Source organism: Clostridium fessum, assembly GCF_003024715.1.
Classification (GTDB): Bacteria; Bacillota; Clostridia; order Lachnospirales; family Lachnospiraceae; genus Otoolea; species Otoolea fessa.
Window position 1 is genome coordinate 128,727 of record NZ_PYLO01000005.1, and the last position, 25,827, is coordinate 154,553.

General features: G+C 49.5%; 24 protein-coding genes. 1 reads left to right on the top strand and 23 read right to left on the bottom strand.

Features of this window, described 5'->3' with window-relative positions; all coding sequences use genetic code 11:
- Positions 1 to 100: 100 nt before the first annotated feature.
- Positions 101 to 1,417 (bottom strand): tRNA (N(6)-L-threonylcarbamoyladenosine(37)-C(2))-methylthiotransferase MtaB, encoded by a 1,317-nt coding sequence (gene mtaB, locus C7U56_RS13165; RefSeq protein WP_107001597.1) that lies wholly within the window; start codon positions 1,415 to 1,417, stop codon positions 101 to 103.
- Between the two features lie 91 nt (positions 1,418 to 1,508).
- On the opposite strand from mtaB, the gene C7U56_RS13170 reads away from it, so the two are divergent.
- On the top strand, positions 1,509 to 1,739 hold the full coding sequence (locus C7U56_RS13170) for an HPr family phosphocarrier protein (protein ID WP_022359725.1): 231 nt from the start codon (positions 1,509 to 1,511) through the stop codon (positions 1,737 to 1,739).
- 154 nt (positions 1,740 to 1,893) lie between these two features.
- Here C7U56_RS13170 and thiI read toward each other — a convergent pair whose 3' ends face one another.
- The 22 genes from thiI to C7U56_RS13280 form a co-directional block, all read right to left on the bottom strand.
- The gene (gene thiI, locus C7U56_RS13175) at positions 1,894 to 3,072 is read right to left on the bottom strand and encodes a tRNA uracil 4-sulfurtransferase ThiI (protein WP_107001598.1); all 1,179 of its coding nucleotides are present in this window, start codon (positions 3,070 to 3,072) and stop codon (positions 1,894 to 1,896) included.
- A gap of 80 nt (positions 3,073 to 3,152) precedes the next feature.
- Complete coding sequence (locus tag C7U56_RS13180) at positions 3,153 to 4,307, bottom strand: cysteine desulfurase family protein (protein ID WP_107001599.1); 1,155 nt, start codon at positions 4,305 to 4,307, stop codon at positions 3,153 to 3,155.
- A gap of 31 nt (positions 4,308 to 4,338) precedes the next feature.
- Complete coding sequence (locus C7U56_RS13185; RefSeq protein WP_107001600.1) at positions 4,339 to 5,073, bottom strand: 16S rRNA (uracil(1498)-N(3))-methyltransferase; 735 nt, start codon at positions 5,071 to 5,073, stop codon at positions 4,339 to 4,341.
- Between the two features lie 2 nt (positions 5,074 to 5,075).
- Positions 5,076 to 6,032, bottom strand: a complete 957-nt coding sequence (gene prmA, locus C7U56_RS13190) for a 50S ribosomal protein L11 methyltransferase (RefSeq protein WP_107001601.1) — start codon at positions 6,030 to 6,032, stop codon at positions 5,076 to 5,078.
- A gap of 273 nt (positions 6,033 to 6,305) precedes the next feature.
- A complete protein-coding gene (locus C7U56_RS13195; protein WP_107001602.1) occupies positions 6,306 to 7,067 on the bottom strand; it encodes a sulfite exporter TauE/SafE family protein in 762 nt (253 codons plus the stop codon).
- Positions 7,068 to 7,159: 92 nt separating this feature from the next.
- Positions 7,160 to 8,416 carry a radical SAM family heme chaperone HemW gene (gene hemW / locus C7U56_RS13200; protein WP_107001603.1) on the bottom strand — a complete coding sequence of 419 codons (1,257 nt, stop codon included), beginning with the start codon at positions 8,414 to 8,416 and terminating at the stop codon, positions 7,160 to 7,162.
- A complete protein-coding gene (gene lepA / locus C7U56_RS13205) occupies positions 8,416 to 10,230 on the bottom strand; it encodes a translation elongation factor 4 (RefSeq protein ID WP_022359720.1) in 1,815 nt (604 codons plus the stop codon). Before lepA ends, hemW begins: the two co-directional genes overlap by 1 nt.
- Before the next feature lie 178 nt (positions 10,231 to 10,408).
- Positions 10,409 to 11,635, bottom strand: a complete 1,227-nt coding sequence (gene spoIIP / locus C7U56_RS13210; RefSeq protein WP_107001604.1) for a stage II sporulation protein P — start codon at positions 11,633 to 11,635, stop codon at positions 10,409 to 10,411.
- Positions 11,636 to 11,723: 88 nt separating this feature from the next.
- The gene (gene gpr / locus C7U56_RS13215; protein ID WP_107001605.1) at positions 11,724 to 12,725 is read right to left on the bottom strand and encodes a GPR endopeptidase; all 1,002 of its coding nucleotides are present in this window, start codon (positions 12,723 to 12,725) and stop codon (positions 11,724 to 11,726) included.
- 574 nt (positions 12,726 to 13,299) lie between these two features.
- A complete protein-coding gene (gene yihA / locus C7U56_RS13220) occupies positions 13,300 to 13,905 on the bottom strand; it encodes a ribosome biogenesis GTP-binding protein YihA/YsxC (RefSeq protein ID WP_107001606.1) in 606 nt (201 codons plus the stop codon).
- 21 nt (positions 13,906 to 13,926) lie between these two features.
- The gene (gene lon, locus C7U56_RS13225; protein WP_463668915.1) at positions 13,927 to 16,272 is read right to left on the bottom strand and encodes an endopeptidase La; all 2,346 of its coding nucleotides are present in this window, start codon (positions 16,270 to 16,272) and stop codon (positions 13,927 to 13,929) included.
- 116 nt (positions 16,273 to 16,388) lie between these two features.
- Positions 16,389 to 17,687, bottom strand: coding sequence for an ATP-dependent Clp protease ATP-binding subunit ClpX (gene clpX, locus C7U56_RS13230; protein ID WP_107001607.1), 1,299 nt, complete (start codon positions 17,685 to 17,687; stop codon positions 16,389 to 16,391).
- A gap of 43 nt (positions 17,688 to 17,730) precedes the next feature.
- Positions 17,731 to 18,312 carry an ATP-dependent Clp endopeptidase proteolytic subunit ClpP gene (gene clpP / locus C7U56_RS13235; RefSeq protein ID WP_022359226.1) on the bottom strand — a complete coding sequence of 194 codons (582 nt, stop codon included), beginning with the start codon at positions 18,310 to 18,312 and terminating at the stop codon, positions 17,731 to 17,733.
- A gap of 249 nt (positions 18,313 to 18,561) precedes the next feature.
- Entirely contained in the window at positions 18,562 to 19,848 is a 1,287-nt protein-coding gene (tig, locus tag C7U56_RS13240) for a trigger factor (RefSeq protein ID WP_022359227.1), read from the bottom strand.
- A 199-nt stretch (positions 19,849 to 20,047) separates the two neighbouring features.
- A complete protein-coding gene (locus tag C7U56_RS13245) occupies positions 20,048 to 20,602 on the bottom strand; it encodes a DJ-1 family glyoxalase III (RefSeq protein WP_022359228.1) in 555 nt (184 codons plus the stop codon).
- A 127-nt stretch (positions 20,603 to 20,729) separates the two neighbouring features.
- Positions 20,730 to 21,398, bottom strand: a complete 669-nt coding sequence (locus C7U56_RS13250; protein WP_181357249.1) for a phosphatase PAP2 family protein — start codon at positions 21,396 to 21,398, stop codon at positions 20,730 to 20,732.
- 47 nt (positions 21,399 to 21,445) lie between these two features.
- On the bottom strand, positions 21,446 to 21,919 hold the full coding sequence (locus tag C7U56_RS13255; RefSeq protein WP_107001609.1) for a CYTH domain-containing protein: 474 nt from the start codon (positions 21,917 to 21,919) through the stop codon (positions 21,446 to 21,448).
- 36 nt (positions 21,920 to 21,955) lie between these two features.
- Positions 21,956 to 22,234, bottom strand: a complete 279-nt coding sequence (locus C7U56_RS13260; protein WP_107001610.1) for a DUF4160 domain-containing protein — start codon at positions 22,232 to 22,234, stop codon at positions 21,956 to 21,958.
- Positions 22,218 to 22,490, bottom strand: coding sequence for a hypothetical protein (locus C7U56_RS13265; RefSeq protein WP_107001611.1), 273 nt, complete (start codon positions 22,488 to 22,490; stop codon positions 22,218 to 22,220). The genes C7U56_RS13260 and C7U56_RS13265 overlap by 17 nt, the downstream gene beginning before the upstream one ends.
- Before the next feature lie 52 nt (positions 22,491 to 22,542).
- Complete coding sequence (locus tag C7U56_RS13270; protein WP_227589388.1) at positions 22,543 to 22,830, bottom strand: hypothetical protein; 288 nt, start codon at positions 22,828 to 22,830, stop codon at positions 22,543 to 22,545.
- 375 nt (positions 22,831 to 23,205) lie between these two features.
- Positions 23,206 to 24,198, bottom strand: a complete 993-nt coding sequence (locus C7U56_RS13275) for a galactose/methyl galactoside ABC transporter permease MglC (RefSeq protein ID WP_107001612.1) — start codon at positions 24,196 to 24,198, stop codon at positions 23,206 to 23,208.
- A 14-nt stretch (positions 24,199 to 24,212) separates the two neighbouring features.
- Positions 24,213 to 25,721, bottom strand: coding sequence for a sugar ABC transporter ATP-binding protein (locus C7U56_RS13280; protein WP_107001613.1), 1,509 nt, complete (start codon positions 25,719 to 25,721; stop codon positions 24,213 to 24,215).
- Positions 25,722 to 25,827: the final 106 nt, after the last annotated feature.

Here is a 25,827-nt window from a genome sequence, read left to right on the forward strand (position 1 = left end):
GATATATTCTATTTATGTCATTTTTTTTAATTTTATATGTATGTAAAAAACCAATGAATCCCATCTTGGGGGTATCATTGGTTTTTTCGTTTCCTGTCTTTTATTCATTTTCCAGTAAAAGCACCTCTTCATTCAGTGCCTTCGTGAAGATTCCCTTCACCGTCTTATTTTTCAATCCTTCTTCGTATGGCACGGCACCTTTGACATACTGGCGGGTGTGTCCCATCATGTATTTGGTTCCGTCAATCTCGATTGGTTCTTCGAGAAGGATTTCTTCTTCGGTTCCGAGGAAGCGCCCGCGGTATTCTAAGGACTGCTGTTTTTCCAGTGCCAGCAGGATATCGCTGCGGACAGATTTGGTTCCTTCTGGTACCTGATCCGGCATATCGGCGGCGCGGGTGCCTGCGCGGCGGGAATATTTGAATATATGCATCTCGTAGAAATGGATCGTTTTTAAGAAGCGCTCTGTTTCAGCAAATTCTTCTTCGGTCTCACCCGGGAATCCTACGATGACATCGGTCGTGATCGCCGGATTGTCAAATTCTTCCCGCAGAATTTCACAGCACACCTGGTATTCAGCAGCATTGTAGCGGCGGTTCATGCGCTTTAAGGTCGCGTCGCAGCCACTCTGGAGTGACAGATGGAAGTGCGGGCAGATGGTCCGCAGACTCGCCAGCTCTTTGGCAAATTCGCGGGTTACGATACGTGGTTCAAGAGAACCAAGGCGCAGGCGCTCAATGCCCGGAATCTGATCGAGACGTTTGATTAAAGTCAGCAGATTTTCTTTCTGCTCATCCTTGAAATCGACGCCATATGAGCTTAAATGAATACCTGTCAAGACAATTTCCCTGTATCCGGCTTCCGCAATCCCGCGCACCTCGCGCTCGATGTCCTCCGGGCGGCGGCTGCGGACGCGTCCCCTCGTATATGGTATAATACAATAGCTGCAAAACTGGTTGCAGCCGTCCTGTACCTTGATAAAGGCACGCGTATGGTCAGCAATCCGGCGGATATGGAGTTCTTCGTATTCCTGTGAATGTCCGATATCCAGAATCTCACCGCTATTTTCGTGATCTGCAAAATAATCATCCAGAATCTGTACCAGATCTTTTTTCTGGTTATTGCCGACGATCAGATCGACCGCCTCATCTTTTTTTAGCTCCGCGCCTGCTGCCTGCACATAACAGCCGACCGCCACAACAGCCGCCGACGGGTTCATTTTCTTTGCCCGGTGCAGCATCTGGCGCGATTTCCGGTCGGCGACATTTGTCACGGAACACGTGTTGATAATATAAACATCCGCTCCTTCCCGGAACGGCACAATCTCATATCCTGCATCCTCTAAGAGCTGCTGCATGGCTTCCGTCTCATATGAGTTCACTTTGCAGCCCAGATTGTGGAATGCCGCTTTTCTCATTTTTATCTCCTTTAAATTGAATCCTCTCTTGACTTTTGTCAGATTACTTTGTAGTATAAAAGTATTATTGTAGATAGAGGAGGTTTTTTTCATGAAAACAGTTCGTATTTCTTTAAACTCGATCGATAAAGTTAAATCCTTCGTCAACGACTTAGCGAAGTTCGACGTAGATTTTGACCTTGTTTCCGGACGTTATGTGATTGATGCTAAATCCATCATGGGTATCTTCAGTCTGGATCTGTCCAAACCGATTGATTTAAACATCCATTCTGAGAACCAGATTGACGAGATCTTAACGACACTGGCTCCGTACATTGTATAGCAACCATTAGAACGATCGAGATGGTTCTGTTTGAAACGAAAAAAACCGCTGTTAAGCAACGCGCTTTGCAGCGGTTCTTTTTTAGATTTGGAAGAACGGCTCCAGCGGCTTCTCTGGATTATCGTTGTTCCTCCAAATCCTCTATTTTATATGACTAGCACCGGATAACCTCAACCGTATCGATCGCCTCTTTTACCAGCGCATCTATCTTCTCTTCCAGATTGCGCTCGGATTTTTCAATCAGGTGCAGGACCGGCTTGGTAACCGGGTGTTTGGCTACGAAGATGGTGCAGCAATCTTCATACGGCTCGATCGATGTCTCGTATGTACCAATTTTCAGGGAAATATCGACGATATCCTGTTTGTCGAAACCGATCAGCGGGCGGAATACCGGAAGTGTGCAGACTGCATTGGTAACCGCCAGGGAATGAACCGTCTGGGATGCTACCTGACCGATGCTCTCGCCGGTGATGAGTCCGAGACAGTCGTCTTTCTTCGCCAGCTCTTCCGCAATCTTCATCATGTAGCGGCGCATGATAATCGTCAGCTCCTCATGCGGGCACTGCTCGTAAATGTAGAGCTGGATGTCTGTGAAATTGACTACGTTTAACTTGATCGGACCTGCGTATTTTGCTACCTGTTTTGCCAGATCGACTACTTTCTGTTTTGCGCGGTCGCTGGTGTATGGCGGTGCATGGAAATAGGTTGCCTCAATAGTAACGCCGCGTTTTGCGATCATGTATCCGGCTACCGGGCTATCAATGCCGCCGGATAAAAGCAGCATCGCGCGTCCATTGGTTCCGACCGGCATACCGCCCGGTCCCGGAATCACCAGAGAGTATACGTTGATACGTTTTGCACGCAGTTCCACATTTAAAAGAACATCCGGATTGTGTACGTCTACCTTTGTCTCCGGGAATGTATCCAGGATGACCTCACCGAGATCGCGGTTGACTTCCTCGGAGGTATGCGGATACTGTTTGTTTGCACGGCGGGTGTTTACCTTGAACGTAAAGTGTTTATCCGGATATGCTTTGTCCACATACTCAACAATCTTCGCTTTCAGATCGTCGTAACCGTTGTCCTCTAACTGGACCATCGGACAGATCGCCGCAATACCGAATACCTTTTTCAGTGCGTCGATAACCTCATCGTAATCAAATTCTTCCGCTGCGGTCGCATAGATACGCCCTGCCTCCTTGGTTACGGTAAATTTTCCATCGAGACGTTTTAACGAGTGATGGATATGGGACACCAGCGCGTCCTCGAATACATAGCGGTTTTTACCTTTCAGGCCGATCTCCGCATATTTAATCAAAAATGTATGAAACATGGAATTTCCTTTCTACAGCAGGCTGTCATTCCTCTGCTTTCCCGCAAAAAAACTGAACAGCCATTCTTTAAACAGCCATTTTATTTCATCTGGTAACGGCGAAGTACCGGAAGCAGCTCTCCCAGAACGCCGATCGCATAGTCTACTTCTTCCTCAACATTCAGATCGCCCAGACTGAACCGAATCGTCGAATCGAGAAGTTCTTTTTTCACGCCGATTCCCTTTAAAGTACCGCTGATGCCCGGATGATTGGACGAGCAGGCGGAGCCGGACGATACATAAACCCCTTTGTCCTCCAGTGCATGAAGAAGTACCTCGCTGCGGACGCCCTCAAAGCTTGCGCTGACGATCTGCGGCGCGTTGGTGCGGTCCTCACTGCCGTTGATGGTAACGCCGCCGAGCAGTTTCAATCCCGCAATCAGGCGTTCCCGGAGTGTATACAGCTTTTCAATGCGCGCATCAAAATCTTTGTACGCCTCGCGCGCTGCCACGCCGAGTCCGACACACCCCGGCACATTTTCCGTACCGGAACGCATGCCCTTCTGCTGGCCGCCGCCAAACAGAATCGGGCGGATCTTGACACCGTCGCGGATATAGAGGAATCCGACGCCCTTCGGCGCATGGATTTTGTGTCCGCTGACAGAAAGCAGGTCTATTCCCTGTTTTTTCGGACGGATCTTATATTTTCCGTATGCCTGGATCGCATCAACATGGAACAATGTCTTCGGATTTTTCTTCTTAATGCACTGGCTGATCGCCTCGATCGGCTCTACTGCTCCGACCTCGTTATTGACGTACATCACAGATACCAGGATCGTGTCCTCGCGGATAGCTTTTTCCAGATCCTCCAGAGAAATATGTCCCAGATGATCGACCGGAAGATAGGTCACCTCAAAGCCCATCTCCTCCAGAAATGACATCGTATTGTAGATCGACGGATGTTCCACGCCGGTCGTGATAAGGTGTTTTCCGGCTCTGCGGTTTGCCAGCGCCGTGCCGATCAACGCCGTATTGTTCGACTCTGTTCCGCCGGAAGTAAAGAGAATCTCCTTCTCCTGCACTTTCAATGTATCCGCGATCGCCTTCTTTGCCTCGCGAATCAAATTTTCTGCTTCCACACCTTTTCTGTGCTTCGCCGCCGCGTTTCCGTAGTTGACACACATCGCATCAACGACCGCATCCTTCACGCAGTCCAGCACCTTGGTGGTCGCTGAATTATCAAAATAGGCTTCCATTTTTATCTCTATCTCCTTTGTAATTTTCCAATTACACTTCCAACTGCAGCATCAGCGCCGACAACATACACAATCCTGCCGTCTCCGTCCGCAAAATTCTCTTTCCGAGCGTTACGATCTCCGCCCTGTTTTCCCTGGCAAGCTCGACTTCTTCGTCCTCAAAACCGCCCTCTGGACCGATGAAAACGGCGATATCCGTGCCCGGTTTGACCGACGCCAACAGTTCCCGCGTTTTCCGGATGCCGTCCGCCGACTCATACGGCAGAAGAACCATATCGTACCCGGCTGCCTCTTTGACCGCCTCTTTGTAGGTCATAAGCGGCGCCACCTCCGGGATAAGGCTGCGCTTGGACTGCTTCGCGGCGCTCTCAGAAACCGCATTCCATCGTTTTCCCTTCGCATCCGCTTTTTTCGCATCCAGCTTGACAACCGAGCGCTTCATGCTGACCGGAATCACCCGGTACACGCCCAGCTCCACCGCCTTCTGGATGATCAGTTCCATCTTATCGCCCTTCGGAAGTCCCTGGAACAGGTGAATCCGCGCCGGAAGCTCATTGTTTTCCCGTTCTTCCAGAATCTTTGCCGAAACATACTCTGGTTCCAGTTCTTCCACACGGCAGAAATAGTCGCCGCCCTCACGGCTGCTGATCAGGATCTTCTCGCCCGGCTTCATCCGCAGGACATTGCGAATATGGTTGACATCCGCGCCCTCAATCCGGATTTCTTCCGCCCCGATCTGGTGCGGTTCCACAAAAAAATGGTACATGATTATTTCTTCCTCGCTGTGACAGAAACCCACTCGCCCTGATGGGTGATCTCTACAATCTCAAAGGCATCGTTCGCCTCAAATGCCGCCTTGACTGCCTCTTCCTTCATATCAATGATACCCGATGTGATGAAGATACCATTTTTCTTAATATGAACCGGGATCTCTTTCTGCAGCATGATGATAACGTCTGCCAGGATGTTGGCAACCGCAATGTCGTAATACTCGTATTTTACCTCGTCCTGCACTGCCTTATCGTCGATGATGTTGCCCTGTACGACCTTAAACTGCTCCGGTGCGATTCCGTTTGCTTCCAGATTCTCGCCAACGGCTGTGATCGCATTTTCATCCAGATCCGTTCCAAATACGTGTTTTGCGCCCAGTTTTAACGCCGTGATACCTAAGATACCGCTTCCGGTTCCGACATCAAGCACCTCTGAATCCGGTGTCACGTATTTCTCGAGCTGGCGGATGCAAAGCTGCGTTGTCTCATGCATGCCCGTACCAAACGCCGTACCCGGATCGATCTGAATCAGCAGCTTGTCTTTGTGCTCCTCCGGCACTGTCTCCCAGGTCGGCTTGATAAGGATGTGATCGACCGTAAACGGTTTGAAATACTGTTTCCAGTTGTTGATCCAGTCCTTATCCTCCGTCTCGGATTCTGCAAACGTGCAGGCGCCCAGATCGGTAAACGGCTTCAATTCTTCCAGCGCCTCTTTGACTTTCGCCATCATCGCCGGGATATCATCATCCTCATCGAGATAAAAACTTACCTTCGCCACGCCCTCATCCGGCGGAAGCTCCGGCAGAATGTCGATGAACATTCCCTTCGTCTCTTTCTCGGTCAGCGGGATATTGTCCTCAATCTCAATGCCCTCGATGCCGAGTTCATCCAATGTGTAGCTGATGAGATCCACCGCCTCTGTGGTGGTCGTCAGCGTAAATTTCTTCCATTTCATGTTCGTTACCTCTCTTTATTGAAACGACTTATCATCCAAACATTCACATTTCATCACGCAGCTATTTTTGCATCATTTTCACTGTAAATGTGTCAAACGTTACTGTTCACAGGTAGGCACTTTTGGAACCGAAAGTGCCGTAAGAAAACGTGGTGGCAGCAGGAATTTGCCGTATTTAAATGCGAAGCCACGGCAAATTCCGTTACTGGGCACGTATGCGTGAACAGTAACTGTCAAACGAATGAATCCGCCTAATCGTTCTAATTTTCTTTTCTAATTTCCCAATAAAATCTTCACAAACAGGATCGCCAGCACCACCAGAATCAGCGGGCGCACGATCTTCTGTCCATTTCCCAATACCAGGCCGGAACCGATATAATTTCCTAAAATACTGCAGATCGCCGCAGCCAGTCCCAGCGTGTAAATGATCTTGCCGTGAATCACAAATGTGACAAACGCCGCCACATTAGACGAAAGATTGATCGCCTTTGTCGTACCCGCCGCCTCTTTCATCGTATAGCGCGCCGCTCCTGTGAGCACCAGCAGCAGGAAAGTTCCGGTTCCCGGTCCGTAAAAACCATCATAAATACCGATGATCAGCGCGGATGCCAGCGCAATCAGGAATGATTTCCGCTCCGGCAGGGTGCCCGCCAGCGAATCATCGCCCATTTTCTTATTCCGCATAACATAAAATGCAACAATCGGAAGAATCACGATCATCATATACTGTAAAATCTTATCGCTGACTAACAGAGTCAGGTTCGAACCGATCGAAGAACCGATCAGCGCCGCCACGATAAACCAGACCACCTTCTTAAACTGTATGTAACCGTTTTTGGCAAACCGCCCGGTCGCGATTGCCGTTCCCATCATGGAACTCATTTTGTTGGTTCCGAGCGCCATATGGGTCGGAACCCCGGCGATCAGGTACGCCGGAAGTGAAATCAATCCGCCTCCCCCTGCGATCGCATCCACAAAGCCTGCCAGAAATACCATCGGGCAGACGATTATAAACTGCAGTATCGTGCAATCCATGCTACATCCTCCAAAATTTTCATGCACGCCCAAATTCCTCCTGCCGTCGCAAAACAGAAATCAAAAAGCACTCCGGGCATACATTTCTATTCTTATTGCAAAAACTCCGCCAGTGCATAGGTACTGACATCCAAGCCATATTCAGTCAGGCGGATATGGCTATCTGTCTGGACCGCTGCTTCCAACAATCCTTCTTTCAAAAGCCTCTCGATCACCTCACCGTACACCGCTTCCATCGCCACGCCAAACCGGCGTTCAAACTCTGCCGTCCGGACGCCGCCGGTCAGCCGCAGCCCCAGAAACATAAATTCTTCCATCCGCTCCTGACGGCTCAATTCGTGTATTTCCTCATACTGCGCGCCCGCTGCCAGCTCTTCTTTCGTAAACACCAGATAACGGTTCAAATCCGCCGTCACCTGAAAGCGTTTCCCGCCCACCAGCGAGGATGCCCCCAGACCAAGCCCCAGATACTCCACACCGGTCCAGTAACCGATGTTGTGGCGGCAGGCATAGCCCGGTCTGGCATAATTGGAAATCTCATACCGCTCATAGCCCAGCTTCGCCAGCGTTGTTTTCGTGTGGTGGTACATATTCCGGTCTGTCTCCTCATCCGGCAGACATTTGCAGCCTTCATACTTCGTCTGTAAACGCTTTGGCATAGAGGCATAATCGCCGTATTTCTCCAGATCCGCGCACATCTCCCCGTACTCTTCATATAACGGCGTGCCTTCTTCCACAATCAGGCTGTATGCGGAAATATGTTCCGGTTCAAGGTCGCAGACGAACCGCAGAGTCTCCTGCCAGCTCTCCTCCGACTGTCCCGGAAGCGCCGACATCAGATCGACATTGATATTGTCAAATCCAGCGTCCCGCGCAGCACGAAAACTCTGTAAAAACTGCTCCCGCGTATGAATCCGCCCTAAAAGCCGCAATTCCTCCTCCGAAGCCGACTGCAGCCCCAGACTCAGGCGGTTGACCCCTGCATTCCGGTAACCGGCTGCCGAATCCGGCGTCAATGTCCCCGGATTCGCCTCCATCGTGATCTCCGCATCCGGCTCTACCCGAAAGACCTGCCGGACGGCTGCCAGAATCCGCTCAATCGCCGATGGTGGAAGCAGGGACGGCGTTCCGCCGCCGATAAAGATCGTCTCCACCGTCCGCCCTGTCAGGTTTAGCCGCGGCGCCGCATTTTCAGGGCACTGCCCTGCATCCTCTTCCAGAATGCTTTCAATCTCCCGGATCAGCTGATCCACATATTTTTCCCGCACGCACGCATCGGACGCAAACGAAAGAAAATCACAGTAACGGCATTTGCGGACGCAGAACGGGATGTGTATATATAATTCCATTATTCCTCGTCCAGCTTCAGGACGCTCATAAATGCCTTCTGCGGAATCTCTACGTTTCCGATCTGACGCATACGTTTCTTTCCTTCCTTCTGCTTCTCCAGAAGTTTTCTCTTTCGGGAAATATCGCCGCCGTAGCATTTTGCCAGAACGTCCTTCCGCATTGCCTTGACCGTCTCGCGGGCAATGATCTTTCCACCGACCGCCGCCTGGATTGGAATTTCAAATAAATGACGCGGAATCTCATCCTTGAGCTTCTCGCACATTTTTCTGCCGCGCTCATATGCCGAACCTTCGAATACGATGAAAGAGAGCGCGTCCACTTCCTCGCGGTTGACGAGAATATCCAGTTTTACCAGCTTGGATTCCTCGTAGCCCTTTAACTCATAATCAAACGACGCGTAACCGCGGGAGCGCGATTTCAATGCATCGAAGAAATCATAAATAATCTCATTTAACGGAAGTTCATATTTCAGCAGCGCACGGCTCGCCTCAATATACTCCATTCCCAGGTAAACGCCGCGGCGCTCCTGGCACAGCGTCATGATCGCACCGACAAACTCGGTCGTAACCATGATCTCCGCCGACACGATCGGCTCTTCCATATAGGCAATCTCGGACGGATCCGGCAGGTTTGACGGGTTCGTCAGCTCAATCATATCGCCGTTCGTCTTGTGCACCCGGTATACAACGCCCGGCGCCGTTGTCACAAGATCCAGATTGTACTCGCGTTCCAAGCGTTCCTGGATAATATCCAGATGGAGAAGCCCCAGGAAACCACACCGGAAACCAAAGCCCAGCGCTACCGATGTCTCTGGCTCAAAATAGAGCGCTGCATCGTTGAGCTGCAATTTTTCCAGTGCGTCCCGCAGATCCGGATATTTCGCACCATCCGCCGGATAAAGACCGCAGTATACCATCGGCGTTACCTTCTTGTAACCCGGAAGCGGCTCTGCACATGGGTTGTCCAGATCGGTGATCGTATCGCCCACGCGGGTATCCTGCACATTTTTAATACTGGCAGTCACATAGCCAACCATACCGGCTGAAAGCTCTTCGCACGGAATAAACTGACCTGCGCCAAAATATCCGACCTCCACAACCTCGGCAGCCGCTCCGGTCGCCATCATTTTCATGCGTGTGCCTTTTTTGATCGTACCGTTCTTCACACGGCAGAATACGATAACGCCCTTGTAAGAATCATACAGAGAGTCGAAAATAAGCGCCTGCAGCGATGCCTCCGGATCGCCCGCCGGTGCCGGGATCTTCTGCACGATCTCCTCCAGAACTGCCTCGACATTTAAGCCGGTCTTCGCAGAAATGCGCGGTGCATCTGACGCCTCCAGACCGATCACATCCTCGATCTCCGCTGCCACGCGCTCCGGATCCGCACTCGGCAGATCGATCTTATTTAACACCGGAATGACCTCCAGATCATGATCCAGCGCCAGATATACATTCGCCAGCGTCTGCGCCTCGATTCCCTGTGCCGCATCCACAACCAGAATCGCGCCGTCGCACGCCGCCAGGCTTCGGGAAACCTCGTAGTTAAAGTCCACATGTCCAGGCGTGTCGATTAGATTAAAAATGTACTCCTGACCGTCTTTCGCCTTATATACCGTGCGGACTGCCTGCGACTTGATGGTAATACCTCTCTCCCGCTCCAGATCCATGTTATCAAGCACCTGCGCCTGCATCTCACGGCTCGTTAAAAGTCCCGTCATCTCAATAATACGATCTGCCAACGTTGATTTGCCGTGATCGATATGTGCAATGATGCAGAAATTTCTGATTTTGCTCTGATCTATAATTGCCATCCGTTCATTCCTCTCTCTGTATCACTTTGTTTGGCAGCAAAATGTTTGCTGCGATATCTTATTTTTTATTTAAAATCATCTTTTATAATAAATAACACCTGATCTAAATGAATATACCATTTTTTCAGGTACGCCGCAAGTCCTGAAATAGAAAAAGCCTTGACTAAAAGCCTTGCCATTAGCCTGTCAGCACCTGATCCAGAAGCTGCGCCAGCGGATCCATCGCATTGACCGCCTCTTCATATGTATTCGTCTGTGCCCCGACCTCAATCAACGCCGAGCGCGGGCGTAGATGTAGATTGTAACGAAGCCCCTTTAAATAAATCGTCCGCGTAAACCCAGGATATATCTGATCGGCATTCCACTTCATCTGAAAACTGAACGCCAGATTTTCCTTCCGGCAGGGATTTGCCAGATACTCGATCGGTCCGTCCGGCGTCTCGCTGGTACCGTTGAAAAACATGATCTGTGCCGTTGGTTTCCCTTCTATCTGCGTGACTAGATGCGTCTGCTCGCTGACACCGTCCCGGTGCACATCTAAAATCACCTGAATCGACGGGTATTTCTGCAAAAGGTTCGTGACACCCTCGCAGGCATATGTATAGGCACGGCTCCGGTCGAGATGCCCCGACTTCATATCATAGGCAGTTGTATCGTGCCAGACCTGATATCCTTTCGCCCGCAGCCGTTTTGCCAGCTCTTCCCCCAGAGACACTACCGCGCCCTTTCCGTCGCTTCCCGCATAATCTCTATAATTTTCCTGCGAATGGGTATGATAAATCAAGATCTGTGGTCCGTCCGCCTCGTCCTTCCTGATTGTCAGATCCATCGACAAAAATGTCTCTGCGTTCATCAGGCTCCGGTCAATCGACGCCGTCGGGTGGATTGTAAAAAAATGCTGGATCAGATAATCATAATCTTCCAGCTTTTTCCGCAGACGCGGGCTGTCCACCAGTGCGGCAGGATTTGCCCTCTCTGTCTTTTCTCCATTCTTTCCAACACTATACAGCCTCTCTTCGTCCGTCTCTCCGCCGCCCTGTCTCCCACTTTCATGAACAAGCCCGTTCCATTTTCCAAGTAAAGTTCCATCCACCAGCCTACTCCCGGAAAACTGTGCCAGGAAATCCATATACTCCTGCCGGACTTCCTGTTCTTCCAGATATTTATAATAGGACGGATCGGCTTCTCCCTGCGTCTGTTTCTTCCACCCGGCAAGTCTATGCCTTTTCCCCTCCTCCGAATCTGGTATATCCCGCAAATTAGTCCCCCAGACCGGATACCAGGACCTTACCACCGCATTCTGCACAGCTGTCCAGATGAATGCACGCATCTTCCAGCCGACTGTCAGCAAAAACAGAACCATCAGGAGCCCGGCTGCCCTCTGCCACCACCGCACCGCATTCATCTCCCTTCTTTCCTGTTCTATCCTATGCGATTAGCAAAGTGTAGTTTCCTGTTTGGTTCTGTTTTTCAATCTGGCATTTTTTTCAGTGTTATCTTTCTTCCTCCAGCCGTTCCACTGCCCGCCGGATCCCCTCGGCGATTGCTGCGCTCAGCTTGCAGATACGCTCGTCCATGTCCTGCGGGGTCACAAACATCGCTCCAAATTCAGGTTCCAGAAGTTCCCGGATCAGCTCATACTGGCTGTCCGAATCCAGTTCCCGGATGTATTCACCGAACCGGCTGCCCTCTTTTGAGGCGGTTAGTGTCCGCACTAACGCATTGACCGTCCCGTGAACGATCGCCGCCGCGCCCACAACCGTCGGAACGCCGATCGCGATTACCGGCACGCCGAGATTTTCCCGCGTCATTCCCCGGCGGTGGTTGCCGACGCCGGAACCCGGATGAATTCCTGTATCCGTCAGCTGAATGGTGCTTGCCAGACGGTGGACGTTTCGCGCCGCCAGCGCGTCGACCGCGATCACCAGATCCGGGCGGCTCTCCCGCACGACGCCGCGGACAATTTCTGCCGTCTCCATCCCTGTCTGTGCCATCACCCCCGGATGGATACCGCTGAGAACCGGATGCACCGTCCGCCCCGCTTTCTCAGCCGTATAGAGGTATGTGCCATTTCTTCTGCCTGGCTCCGTCCGCAGATGGCGGTTCATCGAAAGCCCATCCACCACGCGCGGTCCCAGCGAATCCGGCGTCACCTGCCGGTTTCCCAGTCCCGCTACCAGAATCGAAAGTCCGGCCATGGTTGAAGCACAGTTTTTCCGGATCAGGGACGCCAGCTGCCGTCCTAACTCCCCGGCAGCCGCCTCACAGTATACATCCTCTGTCTCCGACAGACCCGGATCTTCCATCGTCAGGTAGGTTCCCATCGGCTTTCCCATTGATTCCGCACCTTTTTCGTTCAAAATCGAGACTTCCGTCATCCGGATCGAACTGCCATGACAGCGCCATTCCCGCAGCGCCACACCGCCGATTTCGCCCCCATTCCCCTCAAAACTTTCTCTCTCCTCCAACGCCAGATCCGTCCGATTTTCAAACATGGCTGCTCCCTTCTATCTCACAACTCAATCACAACCCGCACCACCATAAGGCTTAAATTCCATCCTATCACTTTTTACTTCAAGATAGCCTTATTATTTTTCTCAATTCGTAACTGTTCAGTACCTTCACAGTCACGCGCAAAAATCCATTAAAACGCAGTAAATGCGCAGACCTACTGAACAGTTACCTCAATTTTTATATTTTCCAGAAATATATATTTTATTCTCTCAAAAAAACCTAACGCTTTTTTGTTTCATAGGACGCAATTTCCTGTGAAACAAAAAACTGCGCCACCCAGCCCAGATATTTGACATCGCCCGCAAGGATAGGCGCCGCCTGATATCCGGTCAGATACCGCAGTTTATACGTTTATTTTTCGAATTTTTCTAAAACTCTATTCTATTTCTCGCCGTCCGCACTCTCCACCGGCGTTACTGTTCACACACGTGTGCTCAGCAACGGGATTTTGCCGATGCTACGCATTCCAAATCGGCAAAATCTGCTGCCGGAACTGTATCGTACGGAATTTTCAGTTCAGAAAATTCCTACCTGTGAACAGTTACCCACCGACATCTATTCCCCCGGATGTTCCACCTTCCAGATCTCCGTCTCCAGATAGTTCCAGATCTCTTCTCTGCCCTGTTTTGTCTCGGCGGAGAACGGAATCATCATCACTTCGGTGCCGACTCCCAGACCTGTTCTGAGAATCTTTAACTGTTTCTGGAGCTGGCTGCGCTTGATCTTGTCAGCCTTGGTCGCAATCAGGATCGGCTGGAAGCCCTGGGAAACGATCCAGTCGTACATGAGTTTGTCGTTTGAAGACGGCTCATGACGGATATCAATCAGCAGGAAGACGCAGCGAAGCATCTGCGATTTGTGCAGATAATTCTCAATCATCTTGCCCCACTTTGCCTTGACCTCAACGCTCGCGCGCGCGTAGCCGTACCCTGGCAGATCGACGTAGTAAAACGCGTCGTTGATATGGTAAAAATTGATCGTCTGGGTCTTGCCCGGCTGCGAGGATGTTCTCGCATAGGATCGGCGGTTCATCAGCGCATTGATCAGGGACGATTTGCCGACGTTTGATTTGCCTGCAAACGCGAATTCAGGCTGTGTATTTGCCGGCAGCTTACTGGTGATACCGCAGACGGTTTCCAGATTTACATCTTTTATAATCATATTTTTTCTCCTACTAAACCGCTATTTCTCCGGTACAAATGCCTCTCGGATGACTTCGTTCATCTCCTTGATGTATACGATCTCCATTCCTTTCGTGATTTCCTTCGAAAGTTCCTTGACATCCGGCTGATTTTTCGCCGGTACCAGTACCTTTTCCACCTGCGCCATGCGGGCTGCGAGCAGTTTTTCTTTCAGACCGCCGATCATCAGCACATGACCGCGCAGCGTTACCTCGCCGGTCATCGCCACACGCGGCAGTACCTTCCGTCCTGTCACCGCCGACAGCATCGCCGTTGCCATCGTGATTCCGGCCGATGGACCATCCTTCGGCACCGCGCCCTCCGGGATATGCAGGTGAATATCGTGTTTCTCGAAATAGTTCTCCTTCACGCCGTAATCAGATGCAACCGAACGCACATAGGTCAGTGCAATCTGCGCCGACTCCTTCATAACATCGCCCATCTGACCCGTCATCTGCAGCACGCCTTTGCCCGGCATGACATTGACCTCGATCTGCAGTGTATCGCCGCCGACGCTCGTCCACGCCAGACCGCGCACGATACCGACCTGTGCCTCATTTCCGGCTGCATCGAAGAAGACTTTCTCGCGTCCCAGATAATGATCCAGATTCCGCTCTGTCACGCGGATCGACGGTTTCTTCTTCTCCAGCACCTCTCTGGCTGCCTTGCGGCAGATATCGCCAACCCGGCGCTCCAGATTCCTGACTCCAGCTTCCCTGGTGTAGCTGTGAATCATTTTCTCCAGCGCCGGACCCGTGATATTTAACTGTTCCTTCGAAAGACCATTCTTCTCCAGCTGTTTCGGAATCAGATAGTCTTTTGCAATGTGATATTTTTCATTTTCCGTGTAACTATTGACTTCAATCAGCTCCATACGGTCCAGCAGCGGTCCAGGGATCGTCTGCGTTGTATTCGCCGTCGCGATAAATAATACCTCCGACAGGTCAATCGGGATCTCCACATAATGGTCGCGGAATTTCACATTCTGCTCGCTGTCCAGCACCTCTAAGAGCGCCGAGGATGTATCTCCCTTATAATCGCTGCTGACTTTGTCGATCTCATCCAGCAGCATCAGCGGATTGGCAACCCCTGCCTGCTTGAGCCCTTCCACGATGCGTCCCGGCATCGCGCCGACGTAGGTCTTTCTGTGACCGCGGATCTCCGCCTCGTCGCGCACGCCGCCTAGGCTGATGCGGACATATTTGCGTCCCATCGCCTTCGCAATCGAGCGGGCGATCGAAGTTTTACCGGTTCCAGGCGGTCCCACCAGGCAAAGGATCGGGCTGGTGCCCTTCTTCGTCAGGATGCGGACTGCCAGGTATTCCAGCACGCGCTCTTTGACCTTTTCCAGACCATAATGGTCGGCTTCCAGAATCTCTTCCGCATGCTTCAGGCTCGCGTTATCCTTCGTCATTTTGTTCCACGGCAGTTCCAGCACCGTTTCCAGATATGTCCGGATCACATTCGCATCCTGGCTGCCAGCCGGCATATTCTGGAAACGGTTGATCTCCTTGCGGATCCGCTCCTTTACTTCCACGCTGGCTTTGATCTTCTTCAACTGTTCCTTCATCTCATCCGCATCAGAAACCGGATTTTCCTCTCCCAGCTCCTCCCGGATCACACGCAGCTGTTCCCGCAGAATATAATCACGCTGATTTTTATCCAGCGCCGCCTTTACCTTCGTCTGAAACTCGCGTTTCACGCGGTAAACCTCTAATTCCGTCAGCAGAAGCTGCAGCTCTGTCTCATACATCTCCGTCAGCGTCCGGCATTCCAGCACCGACTGGCGCGCTTCATAGTTCCACGGGAACTGGGCTGATATCTGATTCATTAATTCGGTCAGATCTGGCTGTGCGATCAACGGACTTAATACTTCACGTCCCGCTGCCACATTTAATTTTCCGTATTCTTCCAGCTTTTCTTTCAGAATCCGGAGCATCGCCTCTTTCTGAATCGTGTCCAGATCGTCCTCGACCGGATCCAGAATCTCCACGATCGCAGTGCAGCATGCCTCGCCCTTCTCCATCTCCAGAAGCTCGGCTCTCTCCTGCCCTTCCACCGTGACGCGCACCATGCCGCCCGGCATCTTGACAAGCTGTTTCACGTAGCCAATCGTTCCTACCTGAAAAATCCCGTCAATATCCGGGATCACCTCATCCGGCTGCTTCTGCGTCGCCAGAAATACTCGCTGATCGCCCACCATCGCCTGCTCCACCGCCGCGATGGATTTATCCCGGATGATATCGAAATTTACCGTCATCTGCGGCAGCACGGTCAGTCCGCGCAGCGCGATCATCGGCATTGTCAGTTTCTTATCTTCCATAACACCTTTATCTTTCTTAATCAAATGTATCGTTATTTCCTGTGAAAGAAAAACAGGGGTCTGCCTATGGCAGTTCGCCATCTCACAGACCCCATTAACAGCCGCCATTCTCAAGCTGCTGCATTTATTTTCCTTTACATTTACGCAATCTCGCCGGTTCTGTCTTTCTTAGAACGTCCTGTAAAAGACTTGCGGGGCACCGTATTGTCGCGATATACCAGCTCCGGCGCACTCTTTCCCTCGACTACGTCTTTGGTAATCGTGCAGATGCCGATCGTGGAATCGGACGGAATCTCATACATGGTATCCATCATCAGGGACTCCATGATAGAACGAAGTCCTCTGGCTCCCGTCTTTCTCTCGACTGCCATGTGGGCGATCGCCATCAGCGCATCATCCGTGAACTCCAGCTTCACGCCGTCCAGATCGAGAAGCGCCTGATACTGCTTGATCAGTGCATTCTTCGGCTCTCTTAAAATGCGGACCAGCGCCTCCTCATTGAGCGTCTGGAGCGATACCGTGATTGGCACACGACCGATAAACTCCGGAATCAGACCAAACTTCGTCAGATCCTGCGGCATTACCTGTTTCAGAAGCTCATCGATATCCTGATGCTTGCGATCCACAATATCGGAGTTAAATCCGATGGAACCGGCACCTAAACGGCTGTCGATGATCTTCTCCAGACCGTCAAATGCACCGCCGCAGATGAACAGGATGTTGGTCGTATCGATCTGAATCAGTTCCTGCTGCGGATGCTTTCTGCCGCCCTGCGGCGGAACACTGGCAATGGTTCCTTCCAGAATCTTTAAAAGCGCCTGCTGTACACCCTCGCCCGATACATCGCGGGTGATAGATACATTTTCAGACTTCTTCGTAATTTTATCAATCTCATCAATATAAATGATGCCGTACTCTGCCTTGCTGACGTCGTAATCAGCCGCCTGGATGATCTTCAAGAGAATGTTCTCTACATCCTCGCCGACATATCCAGCCTCGGTCAGAGTGGTCGCATCCGCGATGGCAAACGGTACATTTAAGAGCTTCGCCAGCGTCTGCGCCAGGTATGTCTTACCGGAACCGGTCGGTCCGAGCATCAGGATGTTGCTCTTCTGAAGCTCTACATCCTGCGTGGACTTGGACATAACTCTCTTGTAATGGTTATAAACCGCTACGGAGAGCACCTTCTTGGCGTCGTCCTGTCCGATGACATACTCATCGAGAAATTCTTTGATTTCCTTCGGCTTCAGCAGGTTGATTCCGCTGAAATCCGGTCCTTTTTCCTGATCGGCAAATTCCTCTTCCAGAATCTCCGAGCAGAGTTCGATACAGTCATCGCAGATATATACATTATCTGTGCCAGCGATCAGTTTTCTAACCTGATCCTGTGTCTTGCCGCAAAATGAGCAGCGTATTTTGTCGTCTGTTCTGCCTGGCATACTTCCACCTTGTTCCTTTCTATTATTCCATCCAGAAATCTAATTAGTGGTTGGTAATGACACAATCAATCAGACCATACTCTTTCGCCTGCTCTGCTGTCATGTAATTATCACGCTCTGTATCACGCACGATCACGTCATACGGCTGGCCTGTATTGGCTGCCAGAATCTCGTTTAATTTCTTCTTGGTACGAAGAATATTCTCCGCTACGATCTGGATCTCGGTTGCCTGTCCTCTCGCGCCGCCGGATGGCTGGTGAATCATCACTTCTGCGTTCGGAAGTGCATATCTCTTTCCTTTGGTACCGCCGGAAAGCAGGAATGCGCCCATGCTGGCTGCCATACCCAGACAGATGGTAGATACATCACATTTGATATAATTCATCGTGTCATAGATCGCCATACCTGCGGTAACAGAACCGCCCGGGCTGTTGATATATAAGCTGATATCCTTATTCGGATCCTCTGCCTCCAGGAACAGAAGCTGTGCTACAACCAGGCTGGCTGTCACATCATTTACTTCCTCTCCCAGGAAAATGATACGATCTTTAAGCAAACGGGAGTAAATGTCATACGTCCGCTCGCCGCGGCTGGTGGATTCAAGGACATAAGGTACTAAACTCATGATTCTTCCTCCTATAATTGAGAATGAATGTTTATGGCAAAAATTGTTACAGTTCACACGCGTGCAAACTGTAACAGGATTTTGCTGATGCTTCGCATTACAAATCAGCAAAATCTGCTGCCACTATGTTATCGCACGGCACTTTCGGTTCCAAAAGTGCCTGCCTGTGAACAGTAATACAAAATTCTATGATGCCTTAGGACACCATAGAATTCTGCCGTATTTCAGTATTCGCTTTTATCGGTTTGATTAAGCAAGCTTTGCCTGCTCTACCAGTAAATCGATCGCTGCCTGAACTTTCAGGTCCTCACGGATCTGCTCTTTCTCGCGCTCACCCATCATTTCTTTCAGCTTAGCGCCTTCCAGTTTATAGGATGCTGCGATCTCGTTGATCTGCTCGTCAAGCTTCTCATCGGAAACTTCTACGTTCTCAACTTCAACTACTTTCTCAAGAACCAGTCTGGTCTTGATTCTCTTCTCTGCTTCCGGACGCATCTGCTCCATCAGCTTCTCCGGTGTCATGCCGGTATATTTCATGTAATCGTTGATGTTTAAGCCCTGGCTCTGCAGACGGCGAGCGTAGTTCTCTACCATCTCTCTTGCCTGAGTGTCAACCATCGGCTGCGGCAGTTCCATCTGAGCGTTCTCAACTACTTTTTCGATTACGTTGTTCTCGTTCTCTACTTTAGCGTCCTGCTCTTTCTTCTCCTGCAGTTTCTTGCGGATGTCTGCTTTGTACTCATCCAGAGTATCGAAATCAGATACTTCGCTTGCGAACTCATCGTTCAGCTCCGGAAGCTCGTTTCTCTTAACTTCTTTGATGGTTACAACGAACTTAGCCGGTTTGCCAGCCAGCTCATCTGCATGGTACTCAGCCGGGAAAGTAACGTTTACGTCACAGGTCTCGCCTTTTTTCTTGCCGATTAACTGATCCTCAAAGCCCTCGATGAAGGAATGGGAACCGATTACCAGCGGATAATCTGTACCAGCGCCGCCGTCAAATGTCTTGTCATCAATGTAGCCGGTGAAGTCGATGATAGTGTTGTCGCCGTCCTCGATTGCGCCGTCTTCTACGTCGATCAGTCTGCCGTTTTTCTTACGTGCTGCAGTCAGCTCGTTCTCTACATCCTCGTCTGTCACAACAGCTTCTGCCTTCTTAACTTCTACGCCTTTGTACTCGCCCAGAGTTACTTCCGGTTTCAGAGCTACGGTTGCCTCGTAGATGAATGCCTTACCTTTTTCGATCTGAGTCACTTTGATCTCCGGAGTGGATACGATCTCTTCCTTGCTCTCCTCTGCTGCCTTCGGATAAGATGCGTCGATCACTTCGTTTGCTGCATCCTCATAGAAAATGCCAGCGCCATACATCTTCTCCAGCATAGCTAACGGTGCTTTACCTTTACGGAATCCCGGGATGCTGAATTTGTTTTTGTTCTTGTTGTACGCATTTTTGATTGCTGCATCAAACTCTTCAGCCGGAACTTCGATGGTCAGCTTTGCCATGTTCTTCTCTAATTTTTCTACCTGTAAACTCATTTTAAGGGGTCCTCCTTGCTTCTATATGTGAACCGCCATTCTACCGGGCGTTACACTTCAAGATAGCATTATAGCATATCTGCGTGCTAAATACTAGCGGAAAATATAATTTTGCGTTCACTTTTTGCGGGTTTATGAGTGGTTTTAGGTGGGTTTTATGCCATTTTTGATGTATTTTCTGTGTGTTTTTTAGTTGAAACTACACCTGGTCATACTGAATTGAATCTTTGACCTGTAATGCTACCGGGCGATCGACTAAGAGCGATGCCAGCTCAATTCCCAGATCCAGCGCATATCCAAGTCCACGCGCCGTTGTGATATTGCCGTCCGTCACAACGCCCGCACCCGTCAGCTTCGCACCGGTCAGGGCATCCTCAAAGCCCGGATAGCAGGTTGCCTTCTTGTCCTTCAAAAGCCCCAGCTGCCCCAGAATGCTCGGAGCCGCACAGATCGCTGCCAGGCGTTTTCCAGCAGCATCTGCCTGCACCAGTGCATCGCAGAGCGGTTTGCACGCCATCAGATTTTTCGTTCCCGGCATACCGCCCGGAAGGAACAGAAGATCCGCTTTCATCGGATCAATCTCATGCAGCAGGGTGTCTGCATGAATGCCAAATCCATGTGCGCCCTTCACCTCTTTTTTACCCGTAATCGAAACCAGTTTTACCTTCACACCCGCGCGGATCAGCACGTCCGCCGTTGCCAGACATTCCACTTCTTCCAGTCCATCTGCTAAAAATGCGTATACTACAGCCATGATTATTTCCTCCTGTTCTTTGTTTTTATAACACTTTTTATATTAATTTTTTTATTTTCCACAAAGCAATCATTTTTTCTTTTTAGATATCAGAAAATCATTGCAACTGTTCAATTCGTTCACTTTTTTATTCTTCATGAACCGCATTCGTTGTTTTTCCAGCTTTTCCTTTTGAAAATGCCTTTACTAGCACCCAGATATTTGCTGCCTCGTCAAGAATCAGGCTCAAAATCCAGCCACAAAGCACATCGACCAGCGAATGCTGTTTGATGAACATGGTTGAAAGACAAATCAGAATCGTGACAATCCACGAAAGTGTACGGATCGGTTTCTTGTTCCGCACACTTGCCGCGTGGCAGATCGTCAGATGCACCGCCACAGTGCTCGATACATGGATCGACGGGCAGACATTGTTCGGCGGATCCACCCTCCGCAGAAACCGCACAATCTGCGCGCAGAAATTCTGTGATGTGATCTCCTGCCGCAGATTTAAACCGTTTGGTGCCAGCAGGTAGACAAATAAGCAAAAGGTTGCTCCTGCAAACATCACAAAACAAAGCCGCAGATACGCCTCCCGGTCCCGAATCATAAAATAAAGCATAAACACCGGCACCCACGCGTACCACAGAAAATACGGCAGTACGAACCATTCATTAAACGGTATCAGGTCATCGACCGCACAGTGTATAATATGAACATCCGATGGTTCATGCAGCTCCAGCAGAAAAAATCCTGACAGAAACACCAGCATATAGAGTCCTACCAGACAGTAGCGGTGCGTTTTGATCCAATTCATTACTTGTTTTATCATTAATAATATACCTTTGTATTGTTCTTTCGTTTTTATTCTTTCGTTTTTAATACCAGTTTTTCCGCCAGCGCCAGACGGCTGTTCTGGTACTCGCCCGTAAACGTCACCTCGCGCCCGAACCATTCCGGCGGCACAAAGGCATGTGCGGCTTCCTCACTTGGAAATTCAACCTCCGCCAGCTTCAATCCCTCATATTCACCTAAAAAAATGTCCAGCTCAATCGTGTACTCCGTTCCTTCCATCGGAATCAGATAACGCTTTTTCGTCAGAATCCTGCCGTCAGCCTTCGAACGGAGATGCTCATAGGATTCCTTCGTCAGCGGCAGATTGTATTCCTCCCGCGCCATCAGTCCTTTGGATTTGTAGGTCAGATAATAGGTGTCATCCTCCTGACGGACACGCACAACCGGGGCAGTGCTTAGATATGCCTGCTCGATCTGGTGGAAGGGGTATCCGGCTATATCAAATGGAATGTGACTAATTAAATATTTGCGTTCGATTTCCATAAAATTAGTTGTCCTTTTTATATTTCTTAAAAAGTCTTAACAAAAGTACCGTATTTCTCCAAAATGAGAAAGCCATTTTTCTATAATTTCTTCACTGTTGGCCTCTATCACCCGAATCATACTGTTCAAAATTTGGGCTGATATTTTGGAAGAATTGTGGCTGAGCAATGCCTTGCCCGTACTGGTTATCCACACTTTTGTCGCATTTGAAGTTGCTCTTCCCTCTGCAATATGGACATGCACCGGTTCCAGCGGCTCATTTTCATTCGACCAAAAATATACAATATATGGTCCAATCCTAAAAATTTGCGGCACTCAGAATTCCTCCCTCTTGTGAAAACTCCATAATCAAGTGTGCATTTTCCCGAATCAGTTTCTTGAAATAACTCATTTCCATATCTGAATAACCATTTATATTCTCCCACTTGTAATCTGGCAAATAGCATATCGCATTGTGAAATCCATCTTTTTCATCGGGTGTTTCTATATAAACTTTAACCCTGCCATCTGCCCGCATTTCAGAATGGGTAATTTCCGTATCATCATTTAAGGTCATAAATGGGTACATCATCTTTCTTCCTCCTCTCATTTATCCTCAAAACAGTTTTAACCACGGCTGCTTTCTACTTATTCAGCATCCCCATCACCACAACCACCACAAACAGTACCACCATCACGCCGATAAAAATATCCATCGTCCGCACAGAGACATGCACATGGTCATAGATGCGCTCTTTGATGGTCTTTTCTTTCATGAGTTCCAGCTCCCGGCGGAGCTTTTCATTCTCCGCTTCCAGTTCCTCCAGAGTTTTATCTGCCGTCTCCTCTGCCGCTTCTTTCGCCGTCTCCAGTTTTTCGCTCACTGTTTCTTTTATCGTCTCATTCTTTTCCAGCATTTCGTTTTCGCTCATCCTTGTTCCTTTCAGAATATGGCTTGTTTTCTCTGCTGCTCACTCTGAAACAGCCTCTTCTCTTATTATATCCATAAAAATAAGTTCAGGCAATCCAAAAATATTTTTCCGTCACTGTCAAAGCAAGCGCTGGCACGCCATCTCGTCCACCATCCCCCTGCCGATTACAACTTTTCAGATTTATACAAGAAAAATCCTGCCCGTCAGGGCTGTTTATATAATAGGAGATTCCAACGGATTCTCCCATTATATAAAAAACTCCCCCGCCATGCATCCATGGAGAGGGAGTTTTGGATTTGTTTTCAATATTTATGTACGGTTCCCGACGACTTTTCATATGGTACATACATTCTCGTCAGAACACAGTTAATCTTATTACTTCTTCGCAATGTACTTACGGATATCCAGTGCAATCGCAACAACGATAACGATACCCTGTGCGATATACTGGTAGTTCGGGTCGATGCCAAGGAACTGCAGACAGGTCTTTAAGAACTCGAATACAAGTACACCGATGATAACACCGGAGATACGTCCGATACCACCGTTTACAGATACACCACCGATGGTACAAGCTGCAATAGCCTCCAGCTCGTAACCGTTACCGGTATTTACACCGGCACCACCAGATTTAGCTCCCAGAAGGAAACCTGCGATAGCATACAGTGCAGTAGCTGTTACATAGATGATGATCTTGGTTTTCTTAACATTTACACCAGCAACCTCTGCTGCTGCCTCGTTGCCGCCGATTGCATACATATATTTACCATGGCGGGTGTAGTTAAATACGAACCACATGATCGCGCCGATGACAAATGCAATGATGAACAGGTACGGAATACCGAAGAAGTTACCATTTGCAATGATGGTATACTCCTGACGATAACCGCCTAACGGAACGGATTTTGTGTAAACCAGGTTGATACCGTATACGATCATCTGCATACCCAGGGTACCGATGAAAGCCGGTACATTCAGGTAAGCAACTACGATACCATTGATAAGACCAAATACACAGCAGATAGCAATACAGATAAGGAGAATCAGCCATACGTTCTGCTCGCCAAATCCTTTGGTAAGTTCAAAATGTCCGCTGTAATCACTCTTCTGGAGCAGAGTACCTGCCAGGCAGGCAGAAAGTCCAACCAGACGTCCTGCAGAAAGGTCGGTACCTTTCGTAATCAGACAGCCGGATACGCCGACTGCGATGATGAAACGGCATGCTACGTTGATGGAAATGTTGCTAAAGTTGCTTCTGCTGAAGAAGTTCTGTTTTGTCACACCAACAAAGAGAACCATCAACAGGATCAGAATAACGATACCGTTATTGATCAATATATCTTTTACATTCAGTTGTTTCTTATCCATTCTCTCTTCCTCCTTTAGAACTTAGTCGCGTAGCTCATGATACGCTCCTGAGTTGCTTCCTCACCCTGTACCTCACCGGTAATGTGACCATTACACATGACAAGGATACGGTTCGACATACCAATCAGCTCCGGCATCTCAGATGAAATCATGATGATACCTTTGCCCTGCTTTGCCAGGTCAATCATGATCTGGTAGATCTCGTACTTGGCACCAACGTCGATACCACGGGTCGGCTCATCCATGATGAGGATATCCGGGTTGTTGGCCAGCCAGCGGGAAATCAGAACCTTCTGCTGGTTACCGCCTGAAAGTGACTGAATCAGTGTCTTACTGCTCGGCGTCTTGATTGAAAGCTTTGCCACGTTATCCTTGACAAGCTGCTCAATCTTCTTCTTATTCAGTTTGATACCATAGTGTAAATACTGATCCAGGGAGGAAATTGATACATTATCTGCAATGGACAGACATCCCAGAATACCAGTTCCGCGTCGGTCCTCGGTAATCATACCGATACCGCCCCGGATTGCATCCTGCGGACGCTTAATGTTCATTTTCTTACCCTTAATATAAACTTCTCCGGATTTAATATGACGCATACCGAAGATACCTTCCATCAGTTCCGTTCTCTGAGCACCTACCAGGCCGCCGAATCCAAGAATCTCGCCTCTTCTAAGGGTGAAGGAGCAATCCTGGAAGGAACGATCATGGATACTGGAATATCCTCTGACATCCAGCAGTACCTCGCCGGCTTTTGTATCATTCTTCGGAGGATAGATATTGGTCAGCTCACGACCAACCATCTGTTTGACGATCTCATCATCCGAAATCTCGTCCATATGCCAGGAACCAACATAGGTGCCGTCTCGCATGATGGTAATATCATCACAAATCTCACGAATCTCCGCCATCTTATGGGAAATATAGATGAGGGATACGCCTCGTGATTTCAGGTCACGGACAATGCGGAAAAGCGCCTCTACCTCATTATCCGTCAAGGAGGAAGTCGGCTCGTCCAGAATTACAACTCTGGCATTTAAGGATACAGCCTTGGCAATCTCGACAGACTGCATCTGGGCGATGGACATGGTTCCCAGTTTTGCCTTCGGGTTATACGGCATCTTAACATCGTCCAGCCATTTTGCTGTCTCTTCAAACATCTTTTTATGGTCGATGACCTGAATCGGACCAAATTTCTTGGTTGGATAACGACCGGTGTACATATTCTCTGCTACCGTTCTCTCAGGTATCGGCTGCAGCTCCTGATGTACCATGGCCAGTCCTCTGTGAAGGGCTTCATCCGGATTGTGGATCTCCACTTTTTCTCCATCCAGATATACCTCACCTTCATCCATATGATAAATACCAAAGAGACATTTCATCAAGGTGGATTTACCAGCGCCGTTTTCTCCCATCAGTGCATGGACGGTGCCGGGACGTACTTTGAGGTTTATCTTGTCCAGAGCTTTTACGCCAGGGAAGCTTTTCGATACCCCGCGCATCTCCAATCTGTACTCTGCCATCCCATTCTCTCCTTTCATAAAATCGGGTGTGCCATCTGCACACCCGACACTTTATTCACTCCCCTGCAGGGGAGTGATATGTTCATAACCGTCCTTCTCTGAACAG